Below are 17009 nucleotides of genomic sequence, written 5' to 3'. Positions count from 1 at the left end.
AGTTGTTTCTCTTTTATTCCAAAACGATGTTCAGGCCCTTGACCGCTTCGGCCCAGACCTTGTCCTGCTGCGCGAGAAACTGTCGAAACTGTTGGGCGCTTCCCGTGTCGGGCTGCATTCCGAGTTGCTCGAGCCGTTGGCGCAACGCAGGGTCGGCAAAGGCTTGTGCAGCTGCCTTGTTGAGTTTTTCCACGTTGACGGGTGAAAGGCCCCGCGGGCCGAAGAAACCGAACCAGCCCTGTACGCCGAAGCTGGGATAGCCTGATTCAGCCACGGTTGGCACCTCGGGCAGCACCGATACGCGGCTCGGGCCGGTGATCGCCAATACCTTGATGCGCTTGCTCGCATGGTAGGTCATGGTGGTGGCCAGCGAAGTCTCGAATGACAGGTCGATATGGTTGGCGAGTAGATCCTGCATCGCCGGTGCGGCCCCCTTGTAAGGGACGTGAACCATGTCGACTTTGATCGCCTTCGCCAGGATCTCGGCGGTCAGGTGTGGGATCGAACCCGGGCCCACGCTCGCATAGGTGACCTTGCCTGGATTCGACTTTGCGTATTTGACAAACTCTGAGAATGTATTGAAAGGCGCCCGAGGCCCCGCGATAACTGCGCCTGGGGTGTTGACCAGGTTGGTGATCGGCGTGAAGTCGCGTGCGGGGTCAAACGGCAGCTTGCGGCTCAAGTGGGGGCCGATCGACAGCGCACTGACGGTCAGGACGCCTAGGGTGTAGCCGTCTGGAGTCGCCCGCGCTACCGCCTGCGTGCCGATGTTGCCTCCGGCCCCTGCGCGGTTGTCCACCACGACCGGTTGCCCAAGAGCCGTACCCATGCGATGTGCAAGTTCACGCGCCACCACGTCGGTAACGCCTCCCGCCGGGAACGGGACGACCAACGTGATCGGGCGACTGGGATAGTTGTCTTGCGCGAATGCGTCGCCGCAAAGTGTTCCGAGTGAAATTGCAAGTGCGGCAATACCGCCGATCCGGATGGCTTGTCTCGTGAGCTTCATGGGTATGTCTCCTATTTTTTGTACGCATGTTGAATCAGACCTGGCTGATGAACTTCGTGTTGAGGTAGCTCTGGATGCCTTCGGCTCCGCCTTCCGAACCGTGACCGCTGTCCTTGATGCCGCCGAATGGCAGCTCGCAAACGATCATCTGCGCATGATTGATGCCGATCATTCCGGCCTCCAGCTCGTTGCCCACGCGCACCGCGGTGCGTGCCGACTCGGTGAACGCGTATGCCGCCAGTCCGTACGGCAGGCGATTCGCTTCGGCGAGGGCTTCGTCGATCGTGTCGAAAGGGCACACGACAGCCAACGGACCGAAGGGCTCTTCGTGCATGACCTTGGCATGCGCCGGCACGTCCGTGAGGATGGTGGGCTGCCAGAACAGCCCAGGACGATCGATGCGCTCGCCGCCGGCGCGCACTGTGGCACCGCCGGCGCAGGCGTCGGCCACGAGCGCTGCGATGGCCTCGATGCGCCTTGCGTTCGACACCGGGCCTACCTGCGTCTGCGGATCGAGGCCGTCGCCGACCTTCAAGGCCTGCGTCTCGGCGACGAAGCGGTCCAGGAACGCATCGTACACGGCACGCTGCACCAGGATGCGCGTGGGCGACAGGCAGATCTGCCCCGTGCCGCGGAACTTGTTCGCCGCCAGCAGCCGGGCCGCCGCGTCGAGGTCGGCATCGGCGAACACCAGCACCGGCGCATGCCCGCCCAGCTCCAGGGTGATGGGCTTGAGTGCTTGGCCGGCCTGGGCCGCCAACAGGCGCCCGATCGGCACCGAGCCGGTGAACGAGACCTTGCGGATCACCGGCGATTCGACGAGGTGCCGCGAAATCAGCTCGGGCACGCCGAACACCACGTTCAACACGCCCTTGGGCAGGCCCGCGTCGTCTAGTGCGCGCGCAATGGCCAGTGCCGTGGCAGGGCATTCCTCCCCGGGCTTGATGACGACCGAGCAACCGGCCGCCAGCGCCGCCGCGATCTTGCGACTGGGTGTGATGGCGGGGAAGTTCCAGGGGGCGAATGCCGCGACCGGCCCGATCGGCTCCTTGTGGACGCGCTGGTGTACCTCGGGGCGCCTCGAAGGAACGGTGCGGCCATAGACGCGGCGCCCCTCTTCGGCGAACCACTCGAAGTAGTCCGCCGAGCTCGCCACTTCGTATTGCGCTTCGTGCAAGGCCTTGCCCTGCTCCAAGGTCAGTTGCCGCGCGATGGGCTCGGCGCGCTCGCGCAGCAGGCCTGCCGCACGACGCAGCACCTTGGCCCGGTCGTAGGCCGGCGTGCGGCGCCACAGCGCGAAGCCGCGGTCCGCCGCCTGCAGGGCGCGATCCAGGTCGCCCTGGCGCGCATGCGGCACGCGGCCGATCACCTCACCCGTGGCCGGGTTGAGCACCGCCGATGTGTCGCGGCCGGTGCCGTCGATCCAGTCGCCGTCAATGAACAGAAACAACTCGTCGTAGGGCTCGGACACGGGGTCTCCTTTGCTTTGCATGCTTAAATCGGTGATGTCGGAGGATCGTAGAGAGGCAATTGCTTGCGAACAATCACCCGCCCCGCGAAACATCTTTGCAAGGAGCGCAAATGTGAGCCAGGCTCGAACGATGGAATACCTGGAAGTCTTCGTCGACACGGTGCGTGCCGGCTCCTTCTCCGCCGTGGCGCGGCGCAGGGGCGTGGCCGTGTCCTCGGTGGCGCGGCAGATCGACGCGCTGGAAGAGGAACTCAAGGCGTCACTGTTCACGCGCTCCACCCGCGCCATGCGCCCCACCGATGCGGGCGAGCTGCTCTTTCGCCGCGCCGTGCAGATCCTGAGCGACTTGGCCGACGCCCGCAGCGAGGTCAGTTCGGTTGAGGCCGCTGTCGAGGGCGTTCTGCGCGTAAGTTGCCTGCCAACCTTCGGGCGGCGCTATGTGGTTCCCTGCCTTGCCAAATTGTTCGAAGCCCATCCGGGATTGAGCGTGGAGCTCGACCTGACCGAACGCATCGCAGACCCGACCACCGAACGGCTGGACTTGGCCATCCGCTTCGGCAACCTGCCCGACAGCGCTCTCGTGAGCACCAAGCTCGCCGACCAGACCTACGTGGTATGCGCCGCGCCGGACTACGTGCGGCGCCATGGCCCGCTGCAGTCGCTTGACGCCTTGGGCACGCACCGCCTGATCGACAAGCGCCGCAGCCAGAGCCAGCTTGGCTGGCGCGAAGTGTTGGGTGACGACCTGCCGCAGCACGGCTGTTGCGTGTTCGAAGCAGACGACTACGATGCGCAGCGGCAGGCGGCCGTCGATGGCGTCGGCATCGTCCGCCTGCCGGACTGGGTGGTCGGGCACGACATCGGCCGCGGCGCGCTTGTGGCGCTGCAACCGCAGGGCTTACCGCCGGCCGAGGTGACCGGCATCCACCTGGTGCGAGCGCTGCCGCGCCCGAGTGCCCGCCTGAAAGCCTTTGCCACCGCATTGACCGATTTCGTGGGTCGCCCGGCGAGCTGGCAGCGTGCCATGGACCAGGCCGCCTGGAGCCGCTGACGCCGCTTACTTCGCGCCGGGCAGATCCGGCGTGCCGCCCTGCTGTGCTGGCTTGCGGTCGGGATGGCGGGCTTCGCGCGATGCGACGCGCATCTGGCCCGACTTCGCAGCTTTGTCGCTGCCGATGTTATCGTCCTCGGCCGTCTTGAGCTCGTCGCCGCCGACTGCCTTGACTTTGCCGGGCGTTCTCGCGTCCTTCTTCGCTTCGGCTCGCAGCTGCGGCTTGCTGTCGAGAATTGGCGAACGCATGGACGATGCATCGCCGCCGGCTTGGGCGTGGGCCAGGCCGGCCGTGGCTGCGATTGCGAAGGCTGCGAGCGTGTAGATGGCTTTCATTTGGGACCTCTGTTTGCTTGTAGATAAGTTGCTGATCTGTGACGGCGCCGTTCGCTCATCACAGAAGTGATTCTTCAAACGTGGCGCTTCGCAAGCATTTCAAACAAGAGGTCGCAGATTACGCGTGTAACTCAGCCGTCGCACACCGTGCCCTGCTGCCGCACCGGGGGTACAGCGGTCTCACGCATCACCGCCTCTGTCGAGCGATAGCGTTCGGCCATGGCGCGCTCGGTCGGTGTGCTGAGCTGTGCCTGCATGTAGGCGCCGAGTGCGCGCGCGTGGCGCACGATGTAGCTGCCTGCCTCCAGGCGGCTCTGCTCGTAGGCCTTCAACGCGTCGGCAACATCCGCATGGCTTTCGAGTGCGCGCACCAGCATGGCTGCATCGCTGCCGGCCTTGGTCACGCCCATGCCGCAATGGGGCCGGGCGACGAATGCGGCGTCGCCCAGAAGGGCGATGCGCCCGAAGGCGAGGCCTTCGCTCTCCAGGTCGAAGATGGGCTGGAAGAAGAGGTTGTCGGTTTTCGCCACGACCTCGGCGAACTGCGGCGCGAGCACATCATGGGCCGCCTGTCTTGCCGCAGCCAGTACCTCGGGGCGAATCAAGGGCGGCGGAATGCCGTCGGGCCAGGTCTTGCCGGACGCGTCGGTCAGCATCTCGCGCAGCGTGGTGGCCTGGTCGGCGGGCCGGTACCAGACGAAGTTGTAGCGACGCTTGCCCGGCACCACGCTGTTGCCGTGTCCCGCGACAGGGTACGCGATCATTTGCTCGCGTGGCGGCAGGCCGAAGGCGAAGAACGGAAAGAGCTCGTCCAGCGTGCGGGGCGAGAGGCTGGCTTCTTCGACCAGCCCTCGCCACGCCACGTAACCCGCGTACTGCGGTACCGCCTGCGGCAGCAGGACCTTGCGAACCGTGGAGCGCAGGCCGTCGGCCGCCACCAGCAGATCGCCGCGCTCGACCTTGCCGTCGGAGAACACGACGCGCACGCCGTGCGCATCCTGCTCGAACGACACCAACTGCCTGTCGTTGTGGTAGCGCTCTGACGGAAATGCCCGGCGCAATACCTGGTAGAGGCGCCCCCAGGCAGTGAGCGTCTGCGGCAGCGGCCTGGAATCCTCGCGCGTACCGTCGCGCGCAAGCGTGATTCGCTCGCGCACCTCGACGCCGATGCCGTCCGCGACGTCGACACCAGCCGCCGTCAGTACCTCCATGAGCTCCGGATGCGTCACGACGCCCGCACCGCGGCTCTCGAGGTCGTCGGCCACACGTTCGTACACATGGACATCCCAGCCGCTGCGCAGCAGCAGGTTGGCCGCGAACAAGCCGCCGAGCGATCCGCCGATGACCAGGGCCTTGCGAGCCGGCGCAGACGACGTGCTCATGCCGCGGCTCCCGGCGCAGTGCCTGCGGCGAGCGCCCGCGCCTCTTCCGCGGCGAAGTTCAGTTCGATGGTGACGCCCGAGGGGTCTTCCACGAACACCTGGTGCAACCCCAGACTGGGAACGGTGCGTTCGCGAAACGCCAGGCCGGCCTCGCGCAGACGCTGGTGCACGTCCGGGAGATCGCTCGCCAGGAATGCCAGGTGATCGACCGCGGCACTGCCATGCAACGATGCCTGCGCCTTGTCGCCGAGGTAGGCGATCAGCCCTTCGGGCGAACTGGCATCGATGCCGATGATGTGCACCACGCCGAACTGCGCGTCGTCGCCCCCTTTGTAGAGCCACAGCCCCGGAAAGTCGAAGGGCGGGCGAAACCCTTCCTGCAGGCCGAGCACGTCGACGTAGAAGCGGCGCGACGCGTCGAGATTTGTCGTGCGAACCGAATAGTGCGCGAGGGTCTGGATGGTCATTGTGTCCTTTGGGCAATGAAGACGAATGGAGAAAGAAGTGAATCCGCGCGCGTCAGCCCGCGGATATGAACGCTGCCAAGCGTTCGGCCGTTAGCGGTAGGTCTCGGGCACGCAGGCCCAGTGCGTGGGCCACGGCATTGGCGACCGAGGCGGCCACCGGGCCGGCGGCCGCCTCGCCCACGCCGAGGTTCGGCTCATGCGGTCTGTCGATGACATGCACGGCGAGTTCGGGGATCTCTTCGAAACCCAGAATCGGGTAGTGGTCCCAGTCGCAGGACGTGATGCCTGTGGCGTCCCACGTCACGCACTCCTTGAGTGTCCAGCTGAGCGACTGGATGAGTCCGCCCTCGATCTGGTTGACGAGCCCGTCCGGGTTGATCGTGGCGCCCGCATCGACGGCGACCCAGGCCTTCTCGACCCGGATCTTCTCCTCGATGTCGACCTGCGTCACCACGGCACAATAGGCGGCGTGGTTCTTGTAGCGGCCCAGTGCAATGCCCAGGCCGCTGCCCATGCCCGCCTCGCCGCGCTTCGACCATCCGGCCATGTCAGCCACCGTCTGCAGCACTTCCCTGGCGCGGGGGTCGGCCAAGTGCCGCAGCCTGAAGGCGACGGGGTCTTCGTCGCGCAGCGCGGCCAGTTCGTCCATGAAGCACTCGATCGCGAACAGGTTGGCGTAGGCGCCGAGCGAGCGCAGTGCGGAGACCCGCACGGGCGAATCGGCAATGAAGTGATGGTCGACCTGCTGGTGCGGCAGGTCGTAGATGGCGATCGCGTTGCGGTGGCCGCCGCCCATGGGCAGCGGCATGTCGCGCGGCACCGAAGGGTGTTGCGGCGGCTCGAGTTCCCAGGCGCCCAGGAGGTTGACGCCTTCTCCCCAGCCGGGACGGTTCATGTGGGTGTGGCTCCAGATGGCCATCTCCCAGCGTTCGATCCGCCCCGTTTCGTCGAGGCCCGCTTGCAGCCGCACCGCGCTCGCTGAGCCGAAAGGTGCCACGGACATCTCGTCTTCCCGCATCCACTGCACCCTGACCGGCAGGCCGGTGCGCGTGGCGATGAACGCCGCGTCGAAGGCCACGTCGTCGGCGCCGTTGTGTCCGTAGCAGCCCGCACCCGGCGCATGGATGACTTCGACGGTGCCGACGTCGCGACCCAGCGCGCGGGCGATCTGGCCGCGCAGCGGAAAGACCCCCTGCGTGTGCGACCAAACGCGCAGCGTGTCGCCGCGCGGGTCGGCCAGCGCGCACGACGGGCCGATCGACGCATGGGCCAGATACGGCCGCGAATAGGTGGCGGTGTGGGTTTGGCGGGAGGGGGCGGGCGAACCCTCTTCATGCACCCGTTGCGCATGGCTGGGCATGTGCTGCAGCAGCGACACGGTGTCCTCGCTCGCGTGCGGCACTGGCACGTCGGTGAATTCGAGCAGCTTTCTCGCCTTGGGCAACGCACGGACCAGCGCGCCTTCATGGGGCCCCACCAGGGCCAGGAAATCGCCACAACGCACCACCTGTGCCACGCCGTCGAGCGCCTGGAGCTGTGCCAACGGCAGCGACCTCAGACGTTGGGCAGGATGCCGTCCGCGAAGCATGCGTGCGTGCTGCATGCCGGGAATCACGAGGTCATGGAGATAGGCCGCGCCGGTGAGCTTGGTGGCGAAATCCAGTCGCGGCAGCGACCGCCCTTCGTAGGGCGTCTCGGTGCGGCGAGGACCCGGCGGCGGCGCCAGGATGCCCACGTCCAGGCTGACCGCATCACTGAGTTCCCAGTAGCTCGTCTGTCGGCCGCCGCCCGCATCCCGAAAACATCCGGCATCGGCATGGACCTGCTCGGGCGCGATGTTCCAACGTCTTGCGGCCTCTGCGCGGAACAGGGCAAAGACGTGCGCGCAGGCCCAGCGCACGGCGGCCCCACCGTACTGCACCGAAAGGCTGCCGGCCGTGTAGCCCTCGTCGGGCGACAGGTGGGTGTCGCCTGCCACCAGCGCGACCTGCGCCGGCGCCAGGCCCAGCGCGTCGCAGGCGATCTGGACCAGTGCCGTCGAGATGCCCTGGCCCAGTTCGACCTTGCCGGTGAACACGGTGAGCTGTTGTTCCGGGCCCACCCGCACCCACTGGTTCAGCACGGGGTGTGCCTGGATGGCGGGCGGTGGCGTATCTCCGGGGCTCATGCCGAGGCCTCCGCACGCAGGCGAGCGGCCGCGGCTTCGATGGCCCGCAGGATCCGCGCATGCGCGCCGCAGCGGCAAAGGTGGCGATGCAGCGTGTCCTGCAGTTGCGCCAACGTGGGGGAGGTGGTGCGGTGAAGCAGCGCCGTGACCGACATCATGATGCCGTTGATGCAGTAGCCGCACTGGGCCGCCTGCAATTCCAGGAATGCGTCGAGCACCACGGCGCCGATCGGGTCGCCGGCCAGCTGCTCGGGGGTCGCGAGAGAGCGTCCGGCCACGCCCCACATCGGCATGTCGCAGGACTGCACGGCCCGCCCGTCCATCAACACCGTGCAGGCCCCGCAGTTGCCGGCACCGCAGCCGAAGCGAACGCCCTTGCACTCCAGGTCGTTGCGCAGGACGTAGAGGAGTAGGTCGTTTTCGCCGGCCTGCACGCGATGGCTCACGCCGTTCACTTGGAGTTCGATGGTAGGGGTCATGGGTGGACTCGAGCGTTGAAGGGGGCGGTCATGCGTCAAGCCGCAGGCATCGCCGAAGGCTTGCGCAACCCAGCCGCGCGCCGGTAGGGCGGCGGATAGAAGGGTTCGACACCCAGCGTCTCCGCCGCGCGCCATACCCAGCGCGGGTCGGCCAGGAAGGGGCGCGCCAGGGCGACCTGGTCTGCTTGGCCCTGCGCGATGATCGCGGCCGCCTGGGCGGGCTCGGCGATGCCGCCGACCGCTCGCGTGACGATCCCGGTGCGCTTGCGCACCTCGTGGGCCAACCCGACCTGGAAGCCCGGGCCGAACGGAATGCGCGCGCCCGGCACCACGAAGCCGCTGGAAACGCACACGTAGCCGAAGCCGATGTCCTGGAGCGACTGCGTCAGCCGCACGGCATCATCGATGCCGAGCCCATCTGCATCCCAGTCCGTGCCCGTGATGCGCGCGCCGAGCACACGGCTCGTCGGTGCAAGACTGCGCAGCCGCTGTGCAATGCGCAGCGCCAGGCGGTCACGCCCCGCCTGATCAACGCCCCACGCGTCGGTACGGCGATTGGACAGCGGCGACTGGAACTGATGCAGCAGGTAGCCGTGGGCACAGTGAAGCTCGATGACGTCGAAGCCCAGCCGCACGGCCCGCCGCGCTGCGTCAACGTAGGCCTCGACGAGGCTTTCTATGCCTGCCTCGTCAAGCGCCTGGGGGGTGTCCCATCCTTCGGCGAAGGGCACGGCGGACGGTGCGGCGCACTGCCACGGGAGCGCGTGCGAGGTCTTCGACTGCAGCGGCCCTCCTCCTTCCCACGGCACATGGGCCGACCCCTTGCGGCCCGCATGCCCGAGCTGGATACCGAAGCGCGTGCCCGGCGCCGACACGGCGCGTGCCGCATTCAGCACCCGGCTCAATGCCGCTTCGGCCTCGTCGCTGTACAGACCGAGGCAGCCGTGGGTGATGCGCCCGCGCGCTTCGACCGCCGTGGCCTCGACCATGACCAAGCCGGCACCCGACATGGCGAGCTGCATCAGGTGCTGCAGGTGCCAGGTGTTTGCCATGCCGTCGACGGCCGAGTACTGGCACATCGGCGAGACGACGATGCGATTCGGAAAATGCACATGGTCGATGCGCAGCTCTTCGAATAGGGGGGACATGGCAGTGCGCTCCTAGAGAGTACTCAGCGCACCGGCGCGATGTTCAGCAGCTTCACCGCGTTCAGCCCTTCGATGCGTGCAACCTCGTCGGCACTCAGGTCCTTCACCTGCGCGATGAGTTCGCGCGGATGCTCCTCACCCATGTCGTAGGGGTAGTCGGTGCCCATGAGCACGCGGTCGGCACCGAAAGTGTCGACCAGGTGCCGCAGCATCTCGGGGTCGAAGACCATGGTGTCGACGTAGAAGGTCTTGAGGTAGCTCGAAGGCGCGCGGTCGATCACCGTGCGGCAGTCGGGGCGAGCGCGCCATGCATGGTCCATGCGCGCCCAGTAGTGCGCCACGTAGCCGCCGCCGTGCGCCGCGATGAACTTGATGTTCGGATAGCGGGCAACCACGCCGTCGAAGATCAGATGGCTCACGGCCACCGTCGTGTCCAGTGGGTTGCCGATGACGTTGTTGAAGTAGTGGTTGGTCAGCCGCGCACCGTCCGAGTACCCGACAGGGTGCAGGAACAGCACGGCGCCGAGCTGGTCGGCGCGCGCGAAGAAGGGCTCCAGGCCGAGCGACGGGTCCGTGAGGTTGCATCCGTTCACGTTGGTGTTGATCTCGATACCGCGCAGGCCCAGGGTGCGGACGGCATGGTCCAGCTCCTGGATCGCGAGCTCGGCGTTCTGCAGGGGCACCGAACCGAGGCCGACGAAGCGCTCGGGCGTGGCGGCCACCAGCGCGGCGATGCCCTCGTTCACCTGGCGGGCCAGCTTGGCGCCGCGCTCGGGCGGCGCAAAGTAGAAGTAGTGGAAAGGTGCCGGGCTGACAGCCTGGATGTCGATGTCCATGCGGTCCATGTCATCGAGCCGCTCGTCGATGCCCATGAGCTTGGGGGCGCGATCGCGCATCTGCGCGACGTTCGTCTGCCGTGTCAGTTCGTTGGCGTAGATCACGCTGGGGTCATGCGATCCGACGTCGAGGTCTGCGCTGGCCTTCACCACGTCGGGGTTGAGGTAGTGGCAATGGACGTCGACCACGGGGTTGCGCTGGCTGCGCGCCGGGCTCGATGCGCTGGCAGCGCGCGGCGCAGAGAGCGCAGACGCGCGGCGCCGAGGCGCGGCGGAGGCGCCGTGCGCGTGGGTCGGGTCGGTGCAATGGGGCGAGCAGGTGTAGAGCATGGGGGTGTTCCGTGGGTAGCAAAAAAGGATGAGTGAAAAGTTCAGTACACGCCGAGATGGCGCGTCGCCAACGTCGGCTCGGCCCGCACCGCGTCGGCCGTGCCGGCATGCACGACATGGCCCGTGTTGAGCACAACCACGTCGTCGGCGACGTCGAGCGCCAGGTGGAAGTTTTGCTCCACCAGCACGATGGAGAGCCGGTCGGCTTTCAGCGTCTTGATGGCCTGTGCCACCTCCGCGACGATCATGGGCGCCAGCCCTTCGGAGGGCTCGTCGAGCAGGAGCACGCGCGGGTTGCCCATCAGCGCGCGGCCGATCGCGAGCATCTGCTGCTCGCCGCCCGACAGGGTGCGCGCCCGCTGGCGCGAGCGCTCCCGCAGGCGGGCGAAGGTGGCGTACACGCGCTCGAGATTCCAGGCCTGCGCCGACGGCGTGTTGCGCGTGGCGGCCTGTTGCGCAACCTGCAGGTTCTCGAGCACCGTGAGGCTGGGAAAGATGCGGCGGCCCTGCGGCACCAGCCGCATGCCGGCGCGCGCGATGCCTTCGGGCGACATGCGCTCCACGGCCGTGCCGCCGAGCCGGATGGTGCCGGCCCGCGGCGACAGCAGCCCTGCGAACGCGTTCAGCGACGTGCTCTTGCCGGCGCCGTTGCGGCCCAGCAGCGCAAGCACGCGGCCTTCGCTCAGTGACAGGGACAGTCCGTGCACCACCTGGCTCTGCCCGTAGCAGATGTCGAGCTTGTTCACGTGCAATGCTTCAGTGACCAAGATAGATCTCCTTGGTTCTCGGATGGTTCACGACCGTCTGGCGGTCACCCTCGACGATCACCTGGCCGTAGTGCAGCACGGTGATCTGTTCGGCGAACTCGAGCGCGACATCCATGTCGTGCTCGATCATCAGGATGGCGGTCTCGCGCGACACCTTCGCGATGAGCCGTTGCACCACGGTGCGCTCGTCCTGCGACAGGCCCGCCAGCGGCTCGTCGAGCAGCAGCAGGCGCGGGCGTTGCGCCAGGCCCAGGGCGAGCTCGACTCGGCGCTGCTCGCCGTATGACACGTCGCATGCCCGCTGCAGTGCCTTGGCCCCGAGCCCCACGTCCTCGAGCAGTTCGACCGCGTGGTCATGCAGGGCGGTTCGCTTCGACAGGTCGACGGCTGCGTTGTGCCGCAGCGCCATCGGTGCAAGCAAGCCCAGCACCACGTTGTGCGCGAGGGTGTCCTTGGGGAACAGGGTGATGATCTGGTAGGTGCGCGACAGCCCGCAACGTGCGCGCGCCGGCACCGGCAGGCGTGTCACATCGGTTCCGAAGATGCGGACCGTGCCCGCGTCAGGGCGGATCTCGCCGGCGATCAGCCCGAACAGCGTGGTCTTGCCCGCGCCGTTGGGTCCGATGATCAGCCGCCGTTCGCCCGGTTGCATGGTGAGCGAGACGTTCTGCGTCACGGCAATGCCCCCGAACGACTTCTTCAGTCCGCGGACTTCGAGCGCGGCGGTCATGCGCGGTCTCCCTTGCCTCGGGCGAGCATCGCGCGCACCCCCGGCACGATGCCGTGCGGCATCGCCAGCACGATGAAGACGAACACTGCGCCAAGCAGCATGTTCCACCGTTCGATGTAGCCCGATGCGTAGTTCTTCAACAGCACGACCAGCACCGCCCCAATGGCCGGTCCGGCCAGCGTGCCCGCGCCGCCCGCGATCACGCTGAGCAGCACCTCCGCCGAGGCGGTGACCGACAGCGCGCTGGGATGTACGTACTTGTGGAAGTAGACGTACAGCAGGCCGGCCACCGCGCCCAGGAAGCTGGCCCCGACGAAGGCGCACCAGCGGATCGCCCAGACGTTGTAGCCCAGCGAGCTCATGCGCCGCGCCTGGTCGCGCGTGCCGCGCAGCGACGCGCCGAAGGGAGAGTCGACCAGGCGTGCGACCACGACCAGGACCAGGGCCGTGATCAAAAGAACGAACCAGTAGTAGGCGTTGCTGTCCTCCATATCGATCCCAAACGGCATGGGCCGCGTGAGTCCGGACAGTCCGTTGTCGCCGTTGGTGACGGCGGTCCACCGGTAGGCCACACCCCAGACGACCTGCGACAGCGCCAGTGTCAGCATCAGGAAACTCAGGCCCGAGGCGCGCAGCGCGATCCACCCGAACACCCCGCCGATGGCGGTGGTGGCCAGCAGCGTGAGCGGCGCCGCCATGGCGTGGCCGAGGCCAAGGTGCAGTGCCAGCCAGCCAGCGATGTACGCCGACAGGCCAAGGTAGGCCGCATGCCCCAACGAAGTGAGGCCCGCATAGCCGACCAGCAGATTGAGGCTGGTGGCGAAGATCACGGCGATCATAATCTGGCTGCCGAGGTTGACGTAGTACTCGCCGAGCACCGCCGGAAGCAGGGCCAGCAGCGCCAGCAGCAGGAGACAGGCGAACTTCTTCATGCGCGTGCACTCCCCAGCAGGCCGGCGGGCCGGAAGGCCAGCACGACGATCATCGGCAGGAAGAGGATCACATACGCCAGGTCGGGAACCAGCGCGGTGCCGAAGGTGTAGATAAACCCGATGATGAAACTCGCAATGAAGGTGCCCACGAGGCTGCCGACACCGCCCAGGATCACGACGATCAACGCCAGCGGCAGCATGTCCGCGTCCAGGCCCGGATAGGCCGACAGCATCGGCCCTCCCACGGCCCCGCCCAGCCCGGCCAGCGCCGCGCCCAGGCAGAACACGCTCGTGAAGAGCGCCGAGGCCCGGATGCCCACGGCGCGCGCCATCGGCATGTCGTCGACGCCCGCACGTATACGCGCGCCCAGTCGGGTTCGCTCGAGCAGCAGGAACAGCACGACCGCCGCACCGACCGCGATGACGATGACCGCCAGGCGGTAGCTCGGAAAGCTGAAGCCGAAGACACTGGCGGGGCCTGCCAGCACGGATGGCGGCGCGACCGGTATCGGGTCGCCGCCCCACAGTACCAGGCACAGGTCCGCCGCGATGAACGACAGGCCCAACGTGGCAAGCACCTGCGCCTGCGAATTGCCTGTGAGGCGGCGCAGCACCAGCCGCTCGATCAGCCCGCCGATGGCTGCGGTGGCGAGCGCCGCGGCCACCACCGCGGCGGCGAATCCCCAGCCTGCGCGCGCCACGTTAGCCGCGACGTAGGCGCCCATCATGAACAGCGCGCCGTGGGTGAGATTGGCGATGCGCATCAATCCGAAGATGAGCGCAAAGCCGGACGAGAGCAACAGCAGCAGGCCGCCGAGGGCGAGGCTGTTGAGTGTTTGGGTCAACCAGAATTGCATGGTTCTGCCGGTACGCCGGGGTTCTTCGGTGGCTTCAGCCCACCAGATTCCGCGCGGGCGGCCAGTCGCGCGAATAGACCGGTTCGGCAAGGAACTTATTCGGGTCGTACGTCCAGAACTGGCTCACGTTGTCGTAGGTATCGATGATGCTGTTGACCAGCCGGCCTTCCTTGCGCTCGACCTTTCGCACATAGACGTTACCCACCACGTTGCCGTAGCTGTCGAACTTCACAGGGCCGCGTGCCGTCATCGCCTGGGTCTGCCGCAGCGACACGCGCAGTTGCTCCTTGTCGAAGGGCTTGCCCTTTATCGGCGCCAGTGCCGCATCGAGCACCGAGGCGCTGACGTGGGTGCAGGCCGCATAGAAACCGGGGTCGTAGCTGTAGGCTTTACGGAAAGACGCGACGAACGAAGCGTTGATCGGATTGGAGAGTTCTGCCGAGTACCAGTTCACCGTGACGATGCCCAGGGCCTCGTCCCCCATGTTGCGAAGCACGGCCTCATCGAGTGCGGTCATGCCGCCGACCAGCGCGAACTTGCCTCGCAGGCCGTACTCGTTGAACTGCCGGATGAAGCGGAACCCGTTGGAACCGGCGAAGCCGAGGAACACTGCATCGGCCTCGCGGCTCAGTTGCGCCAGGAAGGTGCCGTAATCGGGTGCCGTCAGGGGCGGGAAGAGCTTCTGCACGACCTTGCCGCCCGCCTCTTCGAAGACCCGCTGAAAACCTGCGGTCATCTCGTGTCCGTACGCGATGTCGTCCGCCACGAGCGCCATGCGCTTGTACTTGAGCTTCTTCGCGCAGTAGTCGGCCAGCGGATGGGCGCATTGCGCCGACGTCGAGCTTGCGCGAAACAGCCAGGGGCTGGCCTTGCGCTGGGTCATGTCTTCGGCTGCGGCCACGGGGAACACCGGGATCTTGCGGGCGCGCATGTAGTCGTCGGTGGCCAGCGCCTCGAAGGCCGCCAGCGGGCCCATCAACACCTGCGCGCGTTCGCGCTCGACGAGTTCCTGTGTCTTGGTGCGTGCCGTCGACGGCACGCCGCCGGTGTCGGCAACGATCAGCTCGACCTTGCGTCCTCCCAGCATCTGCCCGTTGGCAGCAAGGTAGGTCTGCAGTCCGCGCTCCATGTCGAGGCCGCCCGAGGCGAACGGGCCGGTCTTGGCTGTCAGCAGCCCCAGGCGCAAGGGTTCGGTTGCGCCTTGCGCGCGCGCCAGCATGGGCAGGCCGAGCGTGGCGCCGGCAGTGGCAGCGGTGGCGATGAAGCGCCTGCGGTCGATGGTCATGGTGTCTCCGATCTGTGGGGTGGAACTCGTCCTGCGTCGATCGTCAGCGTCTATCTAATGATCGATTGATCAATAATATTCGCTCAAAAGCACGGCGGCAAGACCGGACTGACGATGAAGAGGACGGGTTTTCCCGAATCGGTGGGATGCGGTCTGCGTTTCTTTAATGATCAGCCGATAGCTCGCTACGCGCGAGCGTACCCTGGGAGGGGAAGCCCGGCGCGCACCGCTGCTCCTGGATCCGAAGCTCCTGCTGATCAGATCTGAAATGTCCGACATGCAGAGAAATATTGTCCTTTTCGGACGTCAAGGTGACATTGATCATTTGATCAACGCCGGACCCCGGACCGGGCCGGCGGACCTCGAATGCGAGCCTCGCTCGCCAACTTCCCGACGTTATTGGCTCACGAAATGACTGCTACTCTTTCCGCGTCCGTCCAGCGAAAGGTGATCCGGCGCATCGTCCCGATCCTGATGCTGATGTACACCATGGCCTATCTGGACCGCATCAACATCGGCACGGCCGCCTTGCGCATGAATGCGGAGCTGGGCATCTCCCAGCAGGTCTTCGGCCTGGCCGCCGGCCTGTTCTTCATCGGCTACCTGCTGCTGGAGATTCCCAGCAACATCATCCTGCACAGGATCGGCGCGCGCGTGTGGCTCACACGCATCATGGTCACCTGGGGACTCCTCTCAGCCTGCACCGCCTTCGTGCAGAACGGCTGGCAACTCGTTGCAGTTCGCATGCTCCTCGGCTTTGCGGAGGCGGGACTCTTCCCGGGGTTGATCTATTGCCTGGCGCTGTGGTTTCCGCCGAGCATGCGTGGGCGCATGCTCGTGATCCTGGTCCTGCCCTGGGCCGTGATCGTCGGCACGCCGATGTCGGCCGCCATCGTGCAGTACGCCGACGGCCTCATGGGCTTCTCGGGCTGGCGGATCATGCTGTTCGTCGAGGGCTTGCTGCCCGTGTTGCTGGGCTTCTATTCCGCCCGCTACCTGACCTCCAAGCCCGAGGAAGCGGAGTGGCTCACGGACGCGGAAAAGCGCGAGGTCATCGCAGCCCGGGAGTCCGATGGCGTAGCAGTGCCCGAGCATGTCGAGAAGCCCTTGCGCGCCACGCTCATGCAACCTCACCTCGTCCTGCTGTCGCTCGCCTATGCGACGGCACAGATGGGCTTCTACGCGAGCTTGATCTTCACGCCGCAGATCGTGCAGGAATTCGGGCGCCTCTTCGGCACCACGCTGTCGACCGTACAGGTCGGCCTGTTGTCCGCCATTCCGAGCATCATCGGAATGACGCTGTACTGGTTCTGGGTCGCGCACTCCGACCGGACGAACGAACGCGTCTGGCACGCGATTGCCTCCTTCGTCACGGCCGCGGTGGGCATTGCCATTCTTGTAAGCGTGCACAACCTTTCCGCGTCGATCCTCGGACTGTCCCTGCTGACAGCCGGCCTGGTCAGCGGGCCGATCTGCATCTGGCAGCTGACCGCGATCGGCGTCCGGGGCAAGACGGCGGCCGTCGTCTTCGCGTATGTCAACTGCTTTGGCATCGTGGGCTCCATGTTCAGTCCCTACTTCATCGGCTACCTCAAAGACCGTACGGGCTCCTATGACGCGGGACTGCTGTTCCTTGCCATTGCGGCGCTGCTTGGCGCCGCGCTGGTTTTGGTCGCGAGTCTCGCGATGCGGCGCGCCGGACTGCTGGGTGCCGACGACCCGCGCGCCGCCGTGCGCGTCGAGCGGGCCTGAGGCGCGAGCC

At 66.7% G+C, this 17009-nt stretch carries 15 protein-coding genes and 1 pseudogene; 2 read left to right on the top strand and 14 right to left on the bottom strand.

The features are described from left to right. Window positions 1-13: 13 nt before the first annotated feature. Both IB278_RS25560 and IB278_RS25555 read right to left on the bottom strand, forming a co-directional pair. The gene (locus IB278_RS25560) at window positions 14-1009 is read right to left on the bottom strand and encodes a Bug family tripartite tricarboxylate transporter substrate binding protein (RefSeq protein WP_192326411.1); all 996 of its coding nucleotides are present in this window, start codon (window positions 1007-1009) and stop codon (window positions 14-16) included. A gap of 34 nt (window positions 1010-1043) precedes the next feature. Next, window positions 1044-2501 (bottom strand): NAD-dependent succinate-semialdehyde dehydrogenase, encoded by a 1458-nt coding sequence (locus IB278_RS25555; RefSeq protein ID WP_225613166.1) that lies wholly within the window; start codon window positions 2499-2501, stop codon window positions 1044-1046. Window positions 2502-2610: 109 nt separating this feature from the next. Between IB278_RS25555 and IB278_RS25550 the strand changes: the two genes are divergently transcribed. After that, a complete protein-coding gene (locus IB278_RS25550) occupies window positions 2611-3531 on the top strand; it encodes a LysR family transcriptional regulator (RefSeq protein WP_225613165.1) in 921 nt (306 codons plus the stop codon). A gap of 6 nt (window positions 3532-3537) precedes the next feature. Here IB278_RS25550 and IB278_RS25545 read toward each other — a convergent pair whose 3' ends face one another. The 12 genes and pseudogenes from IB278_RS25545 to IB278_RS25490 form a co-directional block, all read right to left on the bottom strand. Further along, window positions 3538-3867, bottom strand: coding sequence for a cell envelope biogenesis protein TolA (locus tag IB278_RS25545; RefSeq protein WP_192326407.1), 330 nt, complete (start codon window positions 3865-3867; stop codon window positions 3538-3540). A 131-nt stretch (window positions 3868-3998) separates the two neighbouring features. Next, window positions 3999-5249: an FAD binding domain-containing protein gene (locus IB278_RS25540; RefSeq protein WP_192326405.1), complete on the bottom strand. Its 1251-nt coding sequence runs from the start codon at window positions 5247-5249 to the stop codon at window positions 3999-4001. Beyond that, on the bottom strand, window positions 5246-5716 hold the full coding sequence (locus IB278_RS25535) for a VOC family protein (RefSeq protein WP_192326403.1): 471 nt from the start codon (window positions 5714-5716) through the stop codon (window positions 5246-5248). Before IB278_RS25535 ends, IB278_RS25540 begins: the two co-directional genes overlap by 4 nt. Before the next feature lie 52 nt (window positions 5717-5768). After that, window positions 5769-7883 (bottom strand): xanthine dehydrogenase family protein molybdopterin-binding subunit, encoded by a 2115-nt coding sequence (locus IB278_RS25530; RefSeq protein ID WP_192326401.1) that lies wholly within the window; start codon window positions 7881-7883, stop codon window positions 5769-5771. After that, window positions 7880-8362, bottom strand: coding sequence for a (2Fe-2S)-binding protein (locus IB278_RS25525; protein ID WP_192326399.1), 483 nt, complete (start codon window positions 8360-8362; stop codon window positions 7880-7882). Before IB278_RS25525 ends, IB278_RS25530 begins: the two co-directional genes overlap by 4 nt. A 35-nt stretch (window positions 8363-8397) precedes the next feature. After that, on the bottom strand, window positions 8398-9510 hold the full coding sequence (locus IB278_RS25520) for an NADH:flavin oxidoreductase/NADH oxidase (protein WP_192326397.1): 1113 nt from the start codon (window positions 9508-9510) through the stop codon (window positions 8398-8400). Window positions 9511-9533: 23 nt separating this feature from the next. Continuing rightward, window positions 9534-10676, bottom strand: a complete 1143-nt coding sequence (locus tag IB278_RS25515; protein ID WP_192326395.1) for an amidohydrolase family protein — start codon at window positions 10674-10676, stop codon at window positions 9534-9536. A 41-nt stretch (window positions 10677-10717) separates the two neighbouring features. Continuing rightward, complete coding sequence (locus IB278_RS25510) at window positions 10718-11443, bottom strand: ABC transporter ATP-binding protein (RefSeq protein WP_225613164.1); 726 nt, start codon at window positions 11441-11443, stop codon at window positions 10718-10720. Continuing rightward, window positions 11433-12104: pseudogene (locus IB278_RS25505) on the bottom strand (ABC transporter ATP-binding protein); the annotation flags it as partial. The gene IB278_RS25510 and the pseudogene IB278_RS25505, both read right to left, overlap by 11 nt. Window positions 12105-12169: 65 nt before the next feature. Continuing rightward, window positions 12170-13105 carry a branched-chain amino acid ABC transporter permease gene (locus tag IB278_RS25500; protein WP_192326391.1) on the bottom strand — a complete coding sequence of 312 codons (936 nt, stop codon included), beginning with the start codon at window positions 13103-13105 and terminating at the stop codon, window positions 12170-12172. Then, window positions 13102-13962: a branched-chain amino acid ABC transporter permease gene (locus IB278_RS25495; RefSeq protein WP_192326389.1), complete on the bottom strand. Its 861-nt coding sequence runs from the start codon at window positions 13960-13962 to the stop codon at window positions 13102-13104. Before IB278_RS25495 ends, IB278_RS25500 begins: the two co-directional genes overlap by 4 nt. A 34-nt stretch (window positions 13963-13996) precedes the next feature. Next, window positions 13997-15247: an ABC transporter substrate-binding protein gene (locus IB278_RS25490; RefSeq protein ID WP_192326387.1), complete on the bottom strand. Its 1251-nt coding sequence runs from the start codon at window positions 15245-15247 to the stop codon at window positions 13997-13999. Window positions 15248-15658: 411 nt separating this feature from the next. On the opposite strand from IB278_RS25490, the gene IB278_RS25485 reads away from it, so the two are divergent. Next, window positions 15659-16999, top strand: coding sequence for an MFS transporter (locus IB278_RS25485; RefSeq protein ID WP_192326385.1), 1341 nt, complete (start codon window positions 15659-15661; stop codon window positions 16997-16999). The last annotated feature ends 10 nt before the right edge of the window (window positions 17000-17009 follow it).

The sequence above is a fragment of the Variovorax sp. VRV01 genome, from assembly GCF_014852545.1.
Classification (GTDB): domain Bacteria; phylum Pseudomonadota; class Gammaproteobacteria; order Burkholderiales; family Burkholderiaceae_C; genus Variovorax; species Variovorax beijingensis_A.
Note: the sequence above shows the minus strand (reverse complement) of the source record. Positions and strands in the feature narration are given on the sequence as shown.